The following is a 17,819-nucleotide window of genomic DNA, read 5'->3' on the forward strand; positions in this document are numbered from 1 at the left end:
GGTGGCAAAATATCGGTTACCTTTGATGTTTTGCCAGGGGCACCACGCCCCGTATCCAGGATCAGCATGTTCACCGGTATTGTCCAAGGCACCGCGAAGATCGCGAACATCGCGGACCGCGAAGGCCTGCGCACGTTTACGCTGGCGTTTCCCGACGGCTTCTGCAAGGACCTGGCGATTGGCGCCAGCGTCTCGACCGACGGCGTCTGCCTGACGGTCACCGAAATCCTCGACGCCAACCACGCCACCTTCGACGTCATGCTGCAAAGCCTGGCGATTACCACGCTGGGCAGCTACCAGGAAGGCGACCGCGCCAACGTCGAGCGCGCCGCCAGGGATGGCGCCGAGATCGGCGGCCATCCGCTGTCCGGCCACGTCGATTTCACCTCGGAAGTGGTGATGGTGAAGTCGTCGGACACCAATCGCCTGATGCGCTTCAGCATCCCCGAGGCGTTCCGCAAGTACGTGTTCGCCAAGGGCTACATCGCCATCAACGGCGCCAGCCTGACCGTGTCCGAGGTGAACCGCGCCGAGGGCTGGTTCGAAGTCTGGCTGATCCCCGAGACCCGCCGCATGACGGTGTTCGAGGACAAGCAGGTGGGCGACCACGTCAACATCGAGATCGAGCGCAGCACCCAGGTGGTGGTGGACACGGTGCGCGAGACCGTCCAGGAAAGCCTGGGCAAGCTGCAGCCGCTGCTGGAAGCCATCCTCAAGGAAAAAGGGCTGACGCTGGAAGATTTCGTCAGCCCGCAGGGCAAGCTCAAGTAGGACGCGGCCGTCCGCCTTCCATCCGCGTTCCGTTCAAGACCAGGCTGCGAATTCAAGCCGCGAATGCCGGCCCCAGCGGCTTGATGCGGATGCCCGGTTGCAGCCGGGTCCAGGGCAGGTCGGCGGGATCGGCCTGCATCGGGCCCGGGGCCTTGGCCACCAGCACCTCATGCGCGATCGGCTGGAAGTCGGCGCGGAAGTGCACCGAGCTTTTCACCACCAGGATCGCCATCTCCTCGGGCTGCACGCCGCCGACGCGGAACAGGTTGCGGTCCAGCATCTGCGACTTGGTGGCGCTGACCACCACGCGCACGCCGCCCAGGCGCAGCCCGGCCACCGCTTCCAGGTCCACGTCCATGCCGTTCATCATCGGGCCATCGAAGCGCAGCTTGCCCGGCGACAGCGTCTCGACCACGAATTCGCCCTCGAACGGCGCGTCGCCGGCCACGCCGGACTGGCCGCCCAGGCGCAGCTTCACCTTGCCGCCGATGCCGGCGGCGGTCGCCTGGCGCACGGCCTCGGGATCGTAGAACAGGCCCAGCGCGGCGTTCTGCGCGTCGGCCTCGACCAGCGCGCGCAGCATGCCGGTGGTGTTGGCGTCGCCGCCCGCGCCCGGGTTGTCCTGGGTGTCGGCGATGACCACGGGGCGCGAGGCGCCGGCCGCCAGCGCCTGGGCCCGCTTGACCGCGTCGGCCGGCGCCAGGAAGTCGGGCGACCATTGCGGTTCCAGTTCCAACACGCGCTGGTAAAGCGCTTCGGTCACGCGTTCGACCGCGTCGGCGTCGGTGCCGTAGGCCCACACCACCGGGCCGCATTCGGGAAAGTCCGCCGCCGGAAAGCCCGGCGCGAACGAGATCGAGGCCACGCCCGGCGTCCGTTCCAGGCGTTCCAGTTCCTCGTACACGCCCTGCGACGGCTGCAGCATCGTGCACATGCCGTTGATGGGGATCAGGAAGGGCAGGCGGCGTTCGGCGCGCACCCACTTGTCGCCGGCCGCGACGCGCGCGGCCAGCAGGCGCGCGGCGTGCTCGCCGGTCACCGCCATGTCCACGTGCGGATAGGTGCGGAAGGCGGCCAGGCCATCGGCCTCGCGCAGCATCCGCGCGGTGACGTTGGCGTGCAGGTCCAGGCTGCCGACCACCGGCACGCCGGGGCCGACCAGGGCGCGCACCCGCGCCAGCAGCTCGCCTTCGCCGTCGTCCAGGTGCTCGGCCACCATGGCGCCGTGCAGGTCCAGGTAGATGGCATCGAAGCCGCCGGCGCGCGCCGCGTCGACGATCTCGCCGGCGATGCGTTCGTAGGCGTCGCGGGTGACGTGGGCCGACGGGCTGGCGCCGGCCCAGATCACCGTGCGCACGGTGTGGCCCTGCGCCAGCGCGGCGTTGATGAAGCCGCCGGCGGGGATGTTGACCTCGCGCAGCGCCAGCATGTCCTCGCCGCGCACCATGGCGGGAAAGCCCTCGCCGCGCACGAAGTTCTCGTAGGCCGCCTTGGACGGCGCGAAGGTATTGGTCTCGTGCTGGAAGCCAGCCACCAGAATATGCATGATCGATTCCTTTGAGCGTCAGGCGCGCGCGGGCGCGGATTGGGCAGGACGGTTCACCAGCAGCAGCAGGGCGCCGGCCACCAGCAGGGCGGAGATCGCGTACAGGCCGCCGGCCAGGCTGCCGGTGGATTCCTTGACCCAGCCGATGATGGACGGGCTGAGAAAGCCGCCCAGCAAGCCGATGCTGTTGATCAGCGCGATGCCGCCCGCCGCGGCTTCCCCTTGCAGGTACTGCGACGGAATCGCCCAGAATACCGTGTAGGCCGCCCACATGAAGCCGGTGGCCAGCGTGATGGCCGTCAGGGATAGCGCGAATTGCGTCGGCGCCGCGGTGGCGACGCACAACGCCACGCCGGCCAGCAGGGCGGGCACCAGCGTGTGCCAGCGGCGTTCGCGCAGGCGGTCGGAGCTGCGCGCGAACCACAGCATGAAGACCGCCGCCGCCACGTAGGGGATCGCCGAGTACAGGCCGATCTGCATGGTGTCCTGCACCCCGGCCAGCTTCAGCAGCGTCGGCAGCCAGAAGCTGACGGCATAGATGCCGCAGATCAGGCAGAAGTAGGTCAGCGCCATGCCGTAGATGGCCGGGTCGCGCAGCACCTGGGCGAAGGCGTGCTTCTTGTGCGCGCCGCGGCTGTCCAGGTCGGCGGCCAGCAGCGCCTTTTCCTCGGCGCTCAACCAGCGCGCCTCGGCCGGCTTGTCGTCCAGGTAGCGGAAGGCGATGACGCCCAGCAGCACGCAGGGCAGGCCTTCCAGCAGGAACATCCATTGCCAGCCGTCCAGGCCATGCGCGCCGGAGAAGGCCGTCATGATCCAGGCGGAGACCGGGCCGCCGACGATGCCGCCGATCGGGCCGGCCAGCATCACCACCGCCATGACGCCGGCCATGCGCGACTGCGAATACCAGTAGGTCAGGTAGAAGATCATGCCGGGGGCGAAGCCGGCCTCGAACACGCCCAACATGAAGCGCAGGACGTAGAAGCTCCATTCGCCCTGCACGAACAGCATCGAGGCCGAGGTCAGGCCCCACAGCACCATGATGCGGCTGATGGTGCGGCGCGCGCCGATGCGCGTCAGCAGCAGGTTGCTGGGCACCTCGAACATCACGTAACCGAGAAAGAAGATGCCTGCGCCCAGGCCGTAGACGGCGTCCGAGATGCCGATGTCCTGTTGCATCTGCAGCTTGGCGAAGCCGATGTTGATGCGGTCCAGGTAGGCGAACACATAACAGAGCAGCAGGAACGGCAGCAGCCGCCAGGTGATCTTGCGATAGAGCGGAGCCAGGCGCGGATCGGCGCCTGGCGTGGCCTGATTGGGCATTGCGTGTCTCCTCGCGGGCGGGTCTGCGCCCGCCGCGGTGGTTGGGATGGCGGCGGTTCCCGGGGCGGGTCCGCGCGGCGTCCATATTGCGAGCACGCAGTGTTCGAAACAATGACCTGGGTGATAAATTATCGTTGCCTTCAGGGCAACGGAAAAGCGACGCCGCGGCCATGCTGCCCGGCGTCTGGGCGTCCATGACAAAACATACAGGGGGAGCGATGGCCGAAATCAGCCAGACGCGGCTGAAATACTTCAACGAGGTCGTGGCCTGTGGCTCGATCCGCGGCGCCGCCGACAAGCTCGGCACCGCGCCCTCGGTCATCAGCCGCCAGATCCAGTTGCTGGAAAAGGAACTGGGCGTGGCGCTGTTCGAACGGCGCGCGCGCGGCCTGACGCCGACCGAGGCCGCCGACATGCTGCTGGAATACCACCGCGCCTGCCGCGCGCAGCAGGAACACCTGAACACGCGCCTGCAGGAACTGCGCGGCATGCGGCGCGGCAACGTCCATCTGATGATCAGCGAAGGCTTCATCGACAGCCTGATGGAGCACGTGGTCGGGCCGTTCTGCATCGAACACCCGCGCATCAACGTCAGCGTCAACGTCGGCTCGGTCAACGAGGTGGTCGAGGCGGTGGCCACGGATGCCGCGCACATCGGCCTGGCCTACAACCCGCCGGTCGATCCGCGGCTGCGCTGCCGCGCCAGCCGCAAGCATCCGGTCTGCCTGCTGGCGGTGCCCGGCCATGCGCTGGCGCGTCATCGCGCCCCGCTCACCATTGCCGACATCCTGCCGTATCCGTTCGCGCTGATGTCCGCGCCTTACGGGTTGCGCCAGGCGGTCGACCTGCTGGAGTTCACCGAACGCATCCACCTGACGCCGAGCCTGACCACCAATTCGCTGCGGGTGCTCAAGCAGTACGCCATCAGCGGCGCCGGGGTGACGCTGATGCCGAACCTGGGCGTGCACCACGAACTGGCCAGCGGCGAACTGGTGGCGCTGCCGATCGCGCATCCGATCCTGAGCGCGCCCGAATGCCAGATGCTGCTGCGCCTGGGGCGGCCGCTGTCATCGGCCGCCAACGAAGTGGTGCGCCGCATCGAGCAGCGCCTGCCGGCATTCTCGGCGCTGTAGTGGCGGCATGTGTGCCGAGGGTAGGGGGGCAATGCCCGGCCGGGGCTGTGGGTGGATTTCGTTACGGATGGCGGCGCGTGAATATTGAAAGTTCCAGTATTCATGCGCTTTTTCAGCCATTTTTCTGCTGTAGGTCAATAAACAAGCCATTCTTCTAGTGAAATCTCCATGCAATGGGCTTTTCAGGGCGATGTCAGCTACAATGGCGGCACTTTCGGAGGTTTCTATGTCGGTAATATCCGATATCAAAATACGCCCCCTGGAGCGCGGCGACCTGCACTTCGTCCACAAGATCAACAATAACGACGTCATCATGCGTTATTGGTTCGAAGAGCCTTACGAGGCCTACGACGAACTGGTTGCCCTCTATGACCGCCACTTGCACGACCAGAACGAGCGGCGCTTCATCATCGAGCACGACACCGGCCAGCCGGCCGGCCTGGTGGAACTGGTGGAAATCGACTACATCCACCGCCGCGCCGAATTCCAGATCATCATCGCGCCCAGCTACCAGGGCCGCGGCTACGCCAAGGCCGCCACCCGCATCGCGGTGGGCTACGCCTTCCGCGTGCTGAACCTGCACAAGGTCTACCTGGTGGTGGACAAGGACAACAGCGCCGCCGTGCACATCTACGAGCGCTGCGGCTTCCAGATCGAAGGGCTGCTCAAGGAAGAGTTCTTTTCCAACGGCGCCTACCGCGACGCCTACCGCATGGCGCTGCTGCAGCACGATCACCTGCGCGAAGTCGGGCCGGGCGCGCCGGACGCGCCGGTGCTGCGCGACTGGCCGCAGGAAGAACAGACGGGCTGACGCGCGGCGCGATCGGCGTTGCATTCCCGCATGATCGAGGCGGCCCCGGCCGCCTTCCCGGGCAGTGCGCCTTGAACGATCGGACGGCGCGCAAGCGCGACGCCGCGCCGATGTGGAAAAACGCCCCGGCAGGAGATTCCTGCCGGGGCGTTTCGCATCAGGGCGGTGCTTCAGTTCGCCGCCGGGGCGGCCCGCAGCAGCCGCAAGCCGTTGGCCACCACCAGCAGGCTGGCGCCGACGTCGGCGAACACCGCCATCCACAGCGTGGCGTTGCCGGTCATCGCCAGCGCCAGGAACACCACCTTGATGCCGAGCGCCAGCGCGATGTTCTGCACCAGCACGCGGTGGGTGGCGCGCGACAGGCGCAGGAAGGTGCCGATCTTGCGCAGGTCGTCGTCCATCAGCGCCACGTCGGCCGTCTCGATGGCGGTGCCGGTGCCGGCCGCGCCCATGGCGAAGCCGATATCGGCGCGGGCCAGGGCCGGGGCGTCGTTGATGCCGTCGCCGACCATGCCGACCTTGCCGGCGGGCGCCAGCTTGCTTTCGATGGCGGCCAGCTTGTCCTCCGGCAGCTGGTCGCCGCGCGCTTCGTCGATGCCGACCTGGCGCGCGATGGCTTGCGCCGTGGGCGTGTTGTCGCCCGTCAGCATCAGGGTGCGCACGCCCAGCGCGTGCAGGTCGGCGATGGCGGCCGCGCTGGTGGGCTTGACCGTGTCGGCCACCGCCGCCAGCGCCAGCACGCGCTGGCCATCGCTGAGCGCGATAGCGCTCTTGCCCTGCTGTTCCAGTTCGTCGAAGCGGGCTTCCAGCTTTTCGTCCGACACGCCCAGCTCGCGCATCAGGCGGCGGTTGCCCAACTGGAACAGCACGCCGTCCACCTTGCCGCTGACGCCGCGGCCGGGCAGGGCGGTGAAGTCGTCCACTTCCAGCAGGGCCTGGCCGGCGTCGCGCGCGGCGTTGGCCACGGCCAGCGACACCGGGTGGTCGGAGCGGGCCGCCAGGCTGGCGGCGACCTGCGCCGCGGGCTGGCGCGCCAGGTCGGAGACGTCCCAGTCCTGCAGGTCGGTCTGCACCGGCTTGCCGTGGGTCAGCGTGCCGGTCTTGTCCAGCGCCAGCCACTTCAGGTTGCGGCCTTCCTCCAGGTACACGCCGCCCTTGACCAGGATGCCGCGGCGCGAGGCCGCCGTCAGGCCGCTGACGATGCTGACCGGCGTGGAGATCACCAGGGCGCAGGGGCAGGCGATGATCAGCAGCGCCAGCGCGCGGTAGATCGCGTCGAACCAGGGTTGGTCCCACAGCAGCGGCGGCACGACGGCCACCAGCAGCGCCACGCCGACCACGGCGGGTGTGTAGATGCGCGAGAAACGGTCGATGAAGCGCTGGGTCGGCGCGCGCGCGCCCTGGGCCTGTTCGACCGCGTGGATGATGCGCGCCAGCGTGGTGTTGCCGGCGGCGGCGGTGACGCGGTAGTCGAACGAGCCGGCCGTGTTGACGGTGGCCGCGTAGACCTGGTCGCCCTCGGCCTTTTCCACCGGCAGGCTTTCGCCGGTGATGGGGGACTGGTCCACCGCCGAACGGCCGCTGACGATGATGCCGTCGGCGGCGATGCGTTCGCCCGGTCGCACCCGCACCACATCGTCGATCTGCAATTGTGCCGCCGGCACCTGTTTCCAGGCGCCGTTGGCCTGGCGCACGGTGGCGGTTTCGGGTGCCAGGTCGAGCAGGCCGCGGATGGCGTTGCGGGCGCGGTCCAGCGAACGGGCCTCGATCAGTTCGGCCACATTGAACAGGAACATCACCATGGCCGCTTCCGGCCACTGGCCGATCAGCACCGCGCCGGTGACGGCGATGCTCATCAGCGCGTTGATGTTCAGGTTGCCGTTGCGCACGGCGATCCAGCCCTTGCGGTAGGTGCTGATGCCGCAGGCCAGGATGGCGGCCACCGCCAGCGCGGCGGTGACGCCCCAGTGCATGCCGGCGAAGTGCGACGCTTCGGACAGCGCGGCGAGCACGCCGGCGGCGCCGATGGCCCACCAGTTCACGGGCGCGGCGGCCGGGGCCGGCGTGCGCGGCGCGTCGTCGGCCAAAGGCTCGGGTGTCATGCCCAGCGACTTGATGGCCGCCGTGATGCGGTCCAGCGCGCCTTCGGCGTGCACCACGGTCAGGATGCGTTGCATCAGGTTGAAGTCCAGCGCGTGCACGCCGGCGACGCCGTCGAGCTTTTTGCGGATCAGCGTTTCCTCGGTGGGGCAGTCCATCTGGCCGATGCGCAGGCGCGCCAGCAACTGGCCCGGGCCGGCCTGCAGCGCGGCCGCGCCGCCCGACATGCGGATGGCGCCGGCGTCGTGGCTGCAGCAGGCCGTGGCGGCGTGGCCATGCCCATGGTCGTGCGCGTGGCCGTGGCCGTGGTCGTGGTCGTGGTCTTGACCATGGTCGTGATCGTGGCGGTGGTCGTGACCTTGATCATGGTCGTGATCGTGGCCCTGGGCCTGGCCATGGTCGTGGCCGCAGCCCGGGCCGGCGCGCTTGGCGGCGGGCGCGTGTCCACCGCAGCAGGCGCCGGCGGTGGCGGGGTGTCCGGGGTGTCGGGTCGATGCTGAAGACATTCTCGTTGCCTTTTCGTAAGCCATTGACCGCATTGCACACCTTGGAGTTACTATAGGGTCAACCCCCTAAATCCATCGGATGCGTCCGGGAGGCACGATGCGTATCGGCGAATTGGCCACGGCGGCCGGCACCACGGTCGAAACCGTCAGGTATTACGAGAAGGAAGGGCTGCTGCCCGCCCCGGAACGGGGACTGAACAACTACCGCAGCTACGGCCAGCCCCACCTGGAGCGCCTGCGGCTGATCCGCAACTGCCGCGCGCTGGACATGACCCAGGACGAGATCCGCGCGATCCTGTCGCTGGCCGACAATCACCAGGCAGGATGCGGCCCCATCAATGAACTGTTCGACGAACACATTTCCCACGTGGACGAGCGCATCGCCGAGCTGACCCAGTTGAAGACGCAATTGACCGATCTGCGCCAGCGCTGCCTGTCGGCGCGGCCCGATACGGAAGACTGCGGCATCCTGCATGGCCTGTCGGAAATGCAGGTCGAGGAACGCCAGGAGCGCCATACCCACCTGGGTTGAACGTCCTAGTCGCCATGCGCCGGGCAGGGGGATAGCCGTCCCCGGCGCGGCCATGGCGTAATATGAGAACCCTTCTCTTTCCCATTTGGGAAACCGCCAGAATTCCGTAACTTGTGCCTGACTCCATGACCCAGACCGCCACCGCCACGCCCCTGCACGCCATCACCTCGCGCCGTTCCGTCAAGTTCCTGCGGGCGCCGGCGCCCAAGCCCGACGAACTCGAACAGATCCTGCAGGCCGCCATGTCGGCCCCCGACCACGGCGCGCTGCGTCCCTGGCGTTTCGTGGTGATCAAAGGCGAGGCCATCGGCAAGCTGGCCGACGTGGCGCTGGAAGCCGTCAAGCGCAGCGGCGACCCGCGCATGACGCCGGAAAAGGAAAAGTCGGTGCGCGAGTGGATGGCCGGCGTGCCGCTGTTCGTCGCCGTGGCGCAGAAGATCGCCCACGACAACACCAAGATCCCCGAGGCCGAGCAACTGCTGGCCACCGGCTGCGCCACCATGAACATCCTGAACGCCGCCCACATGCTGGGCTACGGCGCGTTCTGGAGCACCGGCATCGGCACCTACGTCGAAGACGTGCAGGCAGCGCTGGGCCTGGATTCGCTCGACTACCGCTTCCTCGGCTTCCTGGCGATCGGCACCCCGGCGTGCGCGGTGCCGCCGGCCAACCGCCCGGACTACCGCGAGTTCGTCACCGAGTGGACCGGTCCGGCCTGAGGCGCGTCGTGGTTCGATAAAAAACCGGCCGCTGGCCGGTTTTTTCGTGTTGCGAGCGGCGTGGCCTACCGTTGCGACGCGATGGGCCGGAAGGCCGCGCGCACCAGTTTCTCCAGGCCCCAGCCCACGAAATAGAAGAGGGCCAGCGTGGGCAGCCCGATCAGCAGGTAGCCGCCGGTCCACGACAGGTCGCCCAGCAGCCGGTCCAGGTTCAGGTCGTGCAGCAGCGCAAGCTGCAAGGCCAAGGGCAGTTGCAGCAGAATGAAGCGGCCCTTGTCGTCGCCGTCCGCCGACAGCGCGCCGGCGATGCAAAGGATGACGACGGCGAGGTAAAGCGCGGCAAACACGATGCCGGTCCAGCTGAACCATTTCGAGGCGGTCAATCGAGGCACGTCGGTTTCCTGGGAAATCGGAAGGTGCAAGTATAGAGGTCGCCCTGGCGCAGGCCGTCGACCCCGGCCGGCGTTGCTCGCCGTCCGGCTTCACGAAGCAGGCTTGCGCGGCCATCAATAAATGACAATAATTCTTATTGTTGATTAGCCCGCCCTCCCATTCCCTCCATGTCCCATCCTGCGCAGCCGACGCCGCACACCGCCGCCCAGCTGTACGAGGCCCATCATCCGTGGTTGCTGGAATGGCTGCGTCGCCGGCTGGGTTGCCGCCATGATGCCGCCGACCTGGCGCACGACACCTTCGTGCGCGTACTGGCCGGCCGCCCGACCGAGCCGATCCACGAACCCCGCGCGTTCCTGACCACGCTGGCGCAACGCACGCTGTACACGTTCTGGCGCCGCCGCGAACTCGAGCGCGCCTATCTTGACAGCCTCGAGGCCCTGCCGCATGCCAGCGTTCCCAGCGAAGAGCAGCGCGCCTTGGTGGTCGAGGCCCTGATGCAGATCGACCGGGCCTTGCAGCGCCTGCCGGCGCGCGTCCGGCAGATCTTTCTCCTGAGCCAGTTGCACGAGCTGACCTATCCGCAGATCGCCGAACGCCTTGGCGTATCCGCCATCACCGTCCGCCGCGGCATGAAGCAGGCCATCACGCTGTGCGTGGCGGCGCGCCTGGCCGCATGAGCGTGCCCGCGCTGCCGGCCGTCGTCGAGGCCGCGGTCGACTGGATGGTGCTGCTGTCGTCGGGCGAGGCGGCCGAGGCCGATCGCGTCCGCTTCGAGGCCTGGCTCCAGGCCGATCCCCGTCACGCCGCCGCCTGGGAGGCGGTTGCCGGCGCCGTCAAAACCACTTTTGCGCCGCTGGGCGACGGCGCCTCGATCCAGGCCGCGGGCGCGGCGCTGCTGGCGCCGGTCTCGCGTCGCCGCGCACTGCGCAATGCCCTGCTGCTGGCGCTGGCGGCCGGCGGACTCGCTGCCCTGGTCGACCGCCAGACGCCGTTGCGGACCCTGGCCGCCGACCTGCGCACCGGGACGGGCGAACGCCACACCTATCCACTGCCGGACGGCAGCGAGGTCACCCTGAACGCGCGTTCGGCCGTCGACCTGGCGTTCGACGGTCGCGCCCGCGTGCTGCGGCTGCGCGCGGGCGCGGTGTACGTGCGGGTCGCGGCCGACGCCGCGCGGCCCTTCATCGTCGCCAGTCCCGATGGCGAGGTGCAGGCGCTGGGCACGGTGTTCGGCGTGGCGCGCGACGAGCAGGGCAGCGTCGCCTGTGTGATCGAGCACAGCGTCGAAGTCCGCGCGGCGGGCCAGCGGCGCGTCCTGGCGGCGGGAGAGGGCGCGCGCTTCGGGGCGGATGGCATCGGCGCGTCGGATGCCGCGCTGGCCGAAACCGCGGCTTGGCACGACGGCATGCTGGTGGTGCGCGACCAGCCGCTGGGCGCGGTGGTGGCGGCGTTGCGGCCCTACCGGCGCGGCTTCCTGCGCATTTCACCCGAGGCCGCGCGGTTGCGGGTGCTGGGCGCCTTTCCGCTGGACGATACCGATCGGGTACTGGAATCCCTGCGCCAGACCCTGCCGATCGAGGTCGGCGGGCTGGGCGGCTGGCTGGTCAGCATCGACCTGCGCGCCGATGCCGCCGAAAAAAAATGATCGCTTGCGGCGGGCTCGCTGGACATACCTCCTGAAGCACCCCCTTGTCGCAGGAGATTCCATGTTCCCCGTTCGTCCCGCGCCGCAGCTGGCGGCCGCGTTCCTCATTGCCCTGGCCGCGCCGGCCGCTATCGCCCAGGCGCAGGCGGGCACCCAATCGGGCGCGTCCCTGGCGCAGCGCTACGATCTGCCCGCCGCGCCGCTGGCCGAGACCCTGACCCGCATCGCGCGCCAGAGCGGCCGCGCAGTGTCCGTCGATCCGGCGCTGGTGGCGGGCCGCCAGGCGCCAGCCGTGGCAGGCACCTACACGACCGAGCAGGCCTTGCGCCAGGCGCTGGCCGGCAGCGGCCTGGAACTGCGCATCACCGCCAACGGCACCTTCAGCGCGCGGCCCCTGCCGCAGACGGGCGGGGCGGCCCTGCTGGAGCCGGTGCGCGTGACCGGCGCGGCGGAATCGGCCACAGGCCCGCTGCATGGCTACGCCGCCCATGTCAGCGCCACCGGCACCAAGACCGATACGCCCATCATCGAGACGCCGCAGTCGATCACGGTGGTCGGCGCCGAGGAAATCGAGACGCTCAAGGCGCAGAGCCTGCAGGACGCGTTGGGCTACGTGGCGGGCGTGAGCCGCGCCGAGGGCCAGGACCGCACGTCCGACAGCCTGTTCCTGCGCGGCTTTCGCGGCACCCAGGGCAGCTACTATCGCGATGGCACGCTGTACACCGTGAACATCTACAACGGACGGCAGGAACTGTACGGGCTGGAGCGGGTCGAGTTCCTCAAGGGCGCGGCCTCGGTGCTCTACGGCGCGGCGCCGCCGGGGGGCGTCATCAATACGGTCAGCAAGCGTCCCACCACCGAGCCGTTGCATGAACTGAATGTCGAGGCGGGCAACTTCCGCCGCAAGCAGATCTCCGGCGACTTCGGCGGCGCGCTCGATGACGAGGGAAAATGGTCGTACCGCCTGACCGCCCTGAAGCGCGACAGCGACACCTTCATCGATCACGTGCCGGACGACCGGACCTACGTGGCCCCGGCCCTCAAGTGGCAACCCAGCGATGCCACTTCGCTGACCCTGCTGGCGGAATACCAGGAGGACCGCACGGCCTACGTCTACGGCCTGCCTGGCCAGGGCACGGTCCTGCCCAATCCCAACGGCAGGATTCCCCGCAATCGATTCACGGGGGAACCTGGCTTCGACAAGTTCATCATGAAGCGCTATTCGATCGGCTACCTGTTCGAACACGCATTCACGGACCAGCTCAAGCTGCGCAACAGCGTGCGCTACTTCCACGCGGACAGCACCTATTTCTCCACCGACATCTGGCAGCTACAGGCCGACCAGCGCCACACCGCCGATCGCGGCGCGATGCCGCGCTGGGACCGGTCTTCGGCGGTTGTGGCCGATACATCGCTGCAGTACGACGCCACTACCGGCCCGCTGCGCCACACGCTGCTGGCGGGCCTGGACTACTCGGTGCCCAGGCACGAGACCGAGCGCTACCTGCGCGGCAACACCAACATCGATCTCTATGACCCCGTCTATGGCGTCCCGCTGGGACCGGCTACGCCGTTCCCGTGGTCGTCCTCGAAAACCGACATGAAGCGCCTGGGGGTCTACCTGCAGGATCAGGTCAAGATCGCCGATAAGTGGGTGCTGCTGCTGGGCGGCCGCCACGATTGGGTCACGGTCAACGAACGCAATTTCTTCACCGGCGAAAAGATCGCGGACGACGAAAAGAGCCAGGCCTTCACCGGCCGCGCCGGCGTCGTCTATCTGGCCGACAACGGCCTGGCGCCGTTCCTGAGCTACAGCGAATCGTTCGAGCCGACCAGCGGCCAGGATCGCCAGGGCAGCCGCTTCAAGCCCACCACCGGCGAGCAGTACGAAGCCGGGCTGCGTTACCAGCCGGCCGGGTCGGACATCATGCTGTCGGCGGCCGTGTACCAGCTCACCCGCAAGAACGTGAACGTGGCCGACCCGTTCGACACGAACTACGAGATCCAGGCAGGTCAGGCGCGCACCCGCGGATTGGAGCTGGAAGCGCGCACCCGCGTCGGCCGCCACGCCAACCTGATCGCCGCCTACGCCTACACCGATGCGCGCACGCTCAAGGCCAGCCCGCTGCAACCGGACGAGGTCGGCAAGCGCCTGAACTCGGTGCCGTTCAACCAGTTCTCGGTCTGGGGCGACTACGGCTTCGGCGCCTTCGGCCTGCCGGGGCTGCGGGTCGGCGCGGGGGTGCGCTACGTCGGCAGCACGCGCGGCCTGGCGCATGGCACGGCGGTCGAGGTACCGTCCTTCACGCTGTTCGATGCCATGGTGAGTTACACCACCGGGCCGTGGAAATTCGCGCTCAACGCCACCAACCTGGCCGACAAGACCTACATCGGCAGTTGCACCTACGGTTGCTTTTATGGCGAGCCGCGGCGGGTGATCGGCACGGCGACCTATCGCTGGTAAAACCGGACGGGCAGGAGGGGGAAAACCGCCCGCCGCGCGCGCCGGCCGGCCCTGGGCCTGTGCGGCGAGCGAGGCCTGGCGCGGCCCCTGTCTCGGGGCCGCGCCCTGTGCTACTCTGGCTCCCGGCCGTGCATGTTTATCCCTTTGCACAGGCCGACGATGGCAATGTCCGAGGTCACCCCCCTGGGCAGTGTCTTGGTAAGAAGAATGCGCATGACACGATCAAGCGTGGAGACAATTCATGAGCCAATATGGGCCGCTGAAGTTGCACGTCCCCGAGCCTACCGGGCGTCCGGGTTGCAAGACCGACTTTTCCTACCTGCGCCTGTCGCCGCCCGGCGAGGTGCCCAAACCCCCCATTGATGTCGCCGCGATCGACACCGGCAGCCTGGCCTACAGCCTGGTGCGGGTCATCGACGACGACGGCCGCGCCGTCGGCCCGTGGGCGCCGGAGATCAGCGACGAGCTGTTGCGCCGAGGCATGCGCACCATGCTCAAGACGCGCATCTTCGACGGCCGCATGCTGACCGCCCAGCGCAAGAAGAAGATCTCCTTCTACATGCAGAGCCTGGGCGAAGAGGCCATCGGCTCGGCCCACGCGCTGGCGCTGGAGCAGGGCGACATGTGTTTCCCGACCTACCGCCAGCAGAGCATCCTGCTGGCGCGCGACGTGTCGCTGGTGACCATGATGTGCCAGCTCATGTCCAACGAGCGCGACCCGCTCAAGGGGCGCCAGCTGCCGGTCATGTATTCCGACCGCGAGAACGGCTTCTTCACCATCTCGGGCAACCTGGCCACGCAGTTCATCCAGGCGGTGGGCTGGGGCATGGCCTCGGCCATCAAGGGCGACACCCGCATCGCGTCGGGCTGGATCGGCGACGGCGCCACCGCCGAGGCGGACTTCCATACCGCGCTGACCTTCGCGCACGTGTACCGCGCGCCGGTGATCCTGAACGTGGTCAACAACCAGTGGGCCATCTCGACCTTCCAGGCCATCGCCGGGGGCGAGGGCGCCACCTTCGCCGGCCGCGGCGTGGGCTGCGGCATCGCCTCGCTGCGGGTGGACGGCAACGATTTCCTGGCGGTCTACGCCGCCTCGCGCTGGGCCGCCGAGCGCGCGCGCAGCAACCTCGGCCCCACCCTGATCGAATGGGTGACCTACCGCGCGGGCCCGCACTCCACCTCCGACGACCCCTCCAAGTACCGCCCCGGCGACGACTGGAGCCACTTCCCGCTGGGCGACCCGATCGAGCGCTTCAAGAAGCACCTGATCCTGCGTGGCATCTGGTCGGACGCCGAGCACGACGCGGTGCGCGCCGAGCTCGACGCCGAGATCCAGGCGGCGCAGAAGGAAGCGGAAAGCTACGGCACCCTGGTGGACGGCCACGTCCCCAGCGCCGCCAGCATCTTTGAAGACGTCTACAAGGACATGCCGGAGCACCTGCGCCGGCAACGTCAGCAGCTCGGAGTGTGAGTCATGGCTATCGATAACAATGCTGGTCCGGCGTCCGCGCCGATGACCATGATCCAGGCTTTGCGCTCGGCCATGGATGTGATGCTGGAGCGCGACGGCAACGTGGTGGTGTTCGGCCAGGACGTGGGCTATTTCGGCGGCGTGTTCCGCTGCACCGAGGGCCTGCAGGCCAAGTACGGCAGCTCGCGCGTGTTCGACACGCCGATCTCCGAAGGCGGCATCGTCGGCGTGGCGGTGGGCATGGGCGCCTACGGCCTGCGGCCGGTGTGCGAGATCCAGTTCGCCGACTATTTCTATCCGGCCTCCGACCAGATCGTGTCGGAAGCGGCGCGCCTGCGCTACCGCTCGGTGGGCGAATTCATCGCGCCCATGACCATCCGCATGCCCTGCGGCGGCGGCATCTACGGCGGCCAGACCCACAGCCAGAGCCCCGAGGCGATGTTCACCCAGGTCTGCGGGCTGCGCACGGTGATGCCGTCCAACCCCTACGACGCCAAGGGCCTGCTGATCGCGTCCATCGAGAACGACGATCCGGTCATCTTCCTGGAGCCTAAACGCCTGTACAACGGTCCGTTCGACGGCCACCACGACCGTCCCGTGACGCCGTGGACCGGACGCCCGGGCAGCGTGGTGCCGACCGGCTACTACACCGTGCCGCTGGACACCGCCGCCATCGTGCGGCCCGGCAACGCGCTGACGGTGCTGACCTACGGCACCACGGTACACGTGTCGCTGACCGCGGCCGAGGAAACCGGCATCGACGCCGAGGTCATCGACCTGCGCAGCCTGTGGCCGCTGGATCTGGAGACCATCGTCAACTCGGTCAAGAAGACCGGCCGCTGCGTCGTGGTGCACGAAGCCACGCGCACTTGCGGCTATGGCGCCGAGCTGATCGCGCTGGTGCAAGAACACTGCTTCCATCACCTCGAAGCGCCCGTCGAGCGCGTGACCGGTTGGGATACTCCCTATCCGCACGCGCAGGAATGGGCGTATTTCCCCGGCCCGCGCCGGGTCGGCGAAGCGTTCAAACGCGCGATGGAGGTGTGAGATGGGTATTCATGTCATCAAGATGCCCGACATCGGCGAAGGCATTGCCGAGGTCGAACTGGTAGGCTGGCACGTCAAGGTGGGCGACACCGTCGCCGAGGATCAGCCGCTGGCCGACGTCATGACCGACAAGGCCACGGTCGAGATCCCGTCGCCCGTGGTCGGCCGCGTGGTCGCGCTGGGCGGGGAAGTCGGCCAGGTGATGGCCGTGGGCGGCGAATTGATCCGCCTGGAAGTGGAAGGCGAAGGCAATGTCAAGGGCGAGGCGGCGGCGCAGCCGCCGCAGGCCGCCACTGCCGCGCCCGCGCCGGCGGCAAGCACGCCGGCACCGGCCAAGGCCGATAAGGCGCCGGCCGGCGGCGTTGCCGGCCAGATCGCCGCGTCGCTGCAACCTGCCGCCGCCGCGCCGCAAGCGCCATCCGCGCCGGCCAGCCGTCCGGCCGCCGCGCGCCAGTCGCCCGCCGCGGCCCGCCAACCCGGCGAGAAGCCGCTGGCCTCGCCGGCGGTGCGCAAGCGCGCCTGGGACCTGGGCATCGAGCTGCGCTACGTGCACGGCAGCGGCCCGGCCGGCCGCGTTATGCACGAGGACCTGGACGCCTATCTGCAAGGGCAGGGCGCGGTCACCGCCGCGCGCGGCCCGGCGTACGCCGAGCGCAACGACGAAGAGCAGGTGCCGGTGATCGGCCTGCGCCGCAAGATCGCGCAGAAGATGGCCGAGTCCAAGCGCCGCATTCCGCATTTCAGCTACGTGGAGGAAATCGACGTCACCGAGCTCGAGGACCTGCGCGCCAGCCTGAACGCGAAGTTCGGCGAGTCGCGCGGCAAGCTGACGCTGCTGCCGCTGCTGGCGCGCGCCATGGTGATCGCCCTGCGCGACTTCCCGCAGATCAACGCCCGCTATGACGACGAGGCCGGCCAGGTGACGCGCTATGGCGCGGTGCACATCGGCATCGCCACGCAGAGCGACGGCGGCCTGATGGTGCCGGTGATGCGCCACGCCGAAACCCGCGACCTGTGGTCGATGGCGGCCGAGATCGGCCGGCTGGCGCAGGCGGTGCGCGCCGGCAGCGCCGGACGCGACGAGCTGTCCGGCTCGACCATCACCATCACCAGCCTGGGGCCGCTGGGCGGCATCGTCACCACGCCGGTCATCAACCATCCCGAGGTCGGCATCGTGGGCGTGAACCGCATCGTCGAGCGGCCGGCCTTCCGCAATGGCGCCGTGGTGGCGCGCAAACTGATGAACCTGTCGTCCTCGTTCGACCACCGCGTGGTCGACGGCATGGACGCGGCCCGCTTCATCCAGGCCGTGCGCGCGCTGCTGGAACAACCCGCGCTGCTTTTCGTGGAGTAAG

The 17,819-nt window shown here is 68.6% G+C and carries 15 protein-coding genes; 11 read left to right on the top strand and 4 right to left on the bottom strand.

What is annotated here, in order from left to right:
- The first annotated feature begins 66 nt into the window (after positions 1-66).
- Positions 67-771 (top strand): riboflavin synthase, encoded by a 705-nt coding sequence (locus AT699_RS11605; protein WP_006386398.1) that lies wholly within the window; start codon positions 67-69, stop codon positions 769-771.
- Positions 772-823: 52 nt separating this feature from the next.
- Here AT699_RS11605 and AT699_RS11610 read toward each other — a convergent pair whose 3' ends face one another.
- Both AT699_RS11610 and AT699_RS11615 read right to left on the bottom strand, forming a co-directional pair.
- Entirely contained in the window at positions 824-2,317 is a 1,494-nt protein-coding gene (locus AT699_RS11610; RefSeq protein WP_006386397.1) for a M81 family metallopeptidase, read from the bottom strand.
- A gap of 18 nt (positions 2,318-2,335) precedes the next feature.
- Positions 2,336-3,637, bottom strand: coding sequence for an MFS transporter (locus tag AT699_RS11615; protein WP_024068580.1), 1,302 nt, complete (start codon positions 3,635-3,637; stop codon positions 2,336-2,338).
- Positions 3,638-3,831: 194 nt separating this feature from the next.
- Here AT699_RS11615 and AT699_RS11620 point away from each other — a divergent pair, with 194 nt between their 5' ends.
- A complete protein-coding gene (locus AT699_RS11620; RefSeq protein WP_373862798.1) occupies positions 3,832-4,770 on the top strand; it encodes a LysR family transcriptional regulator in 939 nt (312 codons plus the stop codon).
- Positions 4,771-4,996: 226 nt separating this feature from the next.
- The gene (gene speG, locus AT699_RS11625; protein WP_006386394.1) at positions 4,997-5,581 is read left to right on the top strand and encodes a spermidine N1-acetyltransferase; all 585 of its coding nucleotides are present in this window, start codon (positions 4,997-4,999) and stop codon (positions 5,579-5,581) included.
- 170 nt (positions 5,582-5,751) lie between these two features.
- Here speG and AT699_RS11630 read toward each other — a convergent pair whose 3' ends face one another.
- A complete protein-coding gene (locus AT699_RS11630) occupies positions 5,752-8,187 on the bottom strand; it encodes a heavy metal translocating P-type ATPase (protein ID WP_230846642.1) in 2,436 nt (811 codons plus the stop codon).
- Between the two features lie 97 nt (positions 8,188-8,284).
- On the opposite strand from AT699_RS11630, the gene cadR reads away from it, so the two are divergent.
- Both cadR and AT699_RS11640 read left to right on the top strand, forming a co-directional pair.
- Positions 8,285-8,719 carry a Cd(II)/Pb(II)-responsive transcriptional regulator gene (cadR, locus tag AT699_RS11635; protein ID WP_024068584.1) on the top strand — a complete coding sequence of 145 codons (435 nt, stop codon included), beginning with the start codon at positions 8,285-8,287 and terminating at the stop codon, positions 8,717-8,719.
- A 125-nt stretch (positions 8,720-8,844) separates the two neighbouring features.
- The gene (locus AT699_RS11640; protein ID WP_006386391.1) at positions 8,845-9,438 is read left to right on the top strand and encodes a nitroreductase family protein; all 594 of its coding nucleotides are present in this window, start codon (positions 8,845-8,847) and stop codon (positions 9,436-9,438) included.
- Between the two features lie 65 nt (positions 9,439-9,503).
- On the opposite strand, the gene AT699_RS11645 is transcribed toward AT699_RS11640, so the two are convergent.
- The gene (locus AT699_RS11645) at positions 9,504-9,830 is read right to left on the bottom strand and encodes a hypothetical protein (protein WP_024068585.1); all 327 of its coding nucleotides are present in this window, start codon (positions 9,828-9,830) and stop codon (positions 9,504-9,506) included.
- A 168-nt stretch (positions 9,831-9,998) separates the two neighbouring features.
- Between AT699_RS11645 and AT699_RS11650 the strand changes: the two genes are divergently transcribed.
- The 6 genes from AT699_RS11650 to AT699_RS11675 all read left to right on the top strand — a co-directional run bounded on the left by AT699_RS11650 (position 9,999) and on the right by AT699_RS11675 (position 17,818).
- Entirely contained in the window at positions 9,999-10,511 is a 513-nt protein-coding gene (locus tag AT699_RS11650; RefSeq protein WP_006386389.1) for a sigma-70 family RNA polymerase sigma factor, read from the top strand.
- Positions 10,508-11,479, top strand: coding sequence for a FecR family protein (locus AT699_RS11655; protein ID WP_024068586.1), 972 nt, complete (start codon positions 10,508-10,510; stop codon positions 11,477-11,479). The genes AT699_RS11650 and AT699_RS11655 overlap by 4 nt, the downstream gene beginning before the upstream one ends.
- A 61-nt stretch (positions 11,480-11,540) precedes the next feature.
- Positions 11,541-13,943 (top strand): TonB-dependent siderophore receptor, encoded by a 2,403-nt coding sequence (locus tag AT699_RS11660; protein WP_024068587.1) that lies wholly within the window; start codon positions 11,541-11,543, stop codon positions 13,941-13,943.
- A 241-nt stretch (positions 13,944-14,184) separates the two neighbouring features.
- A complete protein-coding gene (locus AT699_RS11665; RefSeq protein ID WP_024068588.1) occupies positions 14,185-15,417 on the top strand; it encodes a 3-methyl-2-oxobutanoate dehydrogenase (2-methylpropanoyl-transferring) subunit alpha in 1,233 nt (410 codons plus the stop codon).
- 3 nt (positions 15,418-15,420) lie between these two features.
- Positions 15,421-16,464, top strand: coding sequence for an alpha-ketoacid dehydrogenase subunit beta (locus AT699_RS11670; protein WP_006386386.1), 1,044 nt, complete (start codon positions 15,421-15,423; stop codon positions 16,462-16,464).
- Between the two features lies 1 nt (position 16,465).
- The gene (locus AT699_RS11675; protein ID WP_024068589.1) at positions 16,466-17,818 is read left to right on the top strand and encodes a dihydrolipoamide acetyltransferase family protein; all 1,353 of its coding nucleotides are present in this window, start codon (positions 16,466-16,468) and stop codon (positions 17,816-17,818) included.
- Position 17,819 lies beyond the last annotated feature (1 nt).

Source organism: Achromobacter xylosoxidans (assembly GCF_001457475.1).
GTDB lineage: Bacteria > Pseudomonadota > Gammaproteobacteria > Burkholderiales > Burkholderiaceae_B > Achromobacter > Achromobacter xylosoxidans.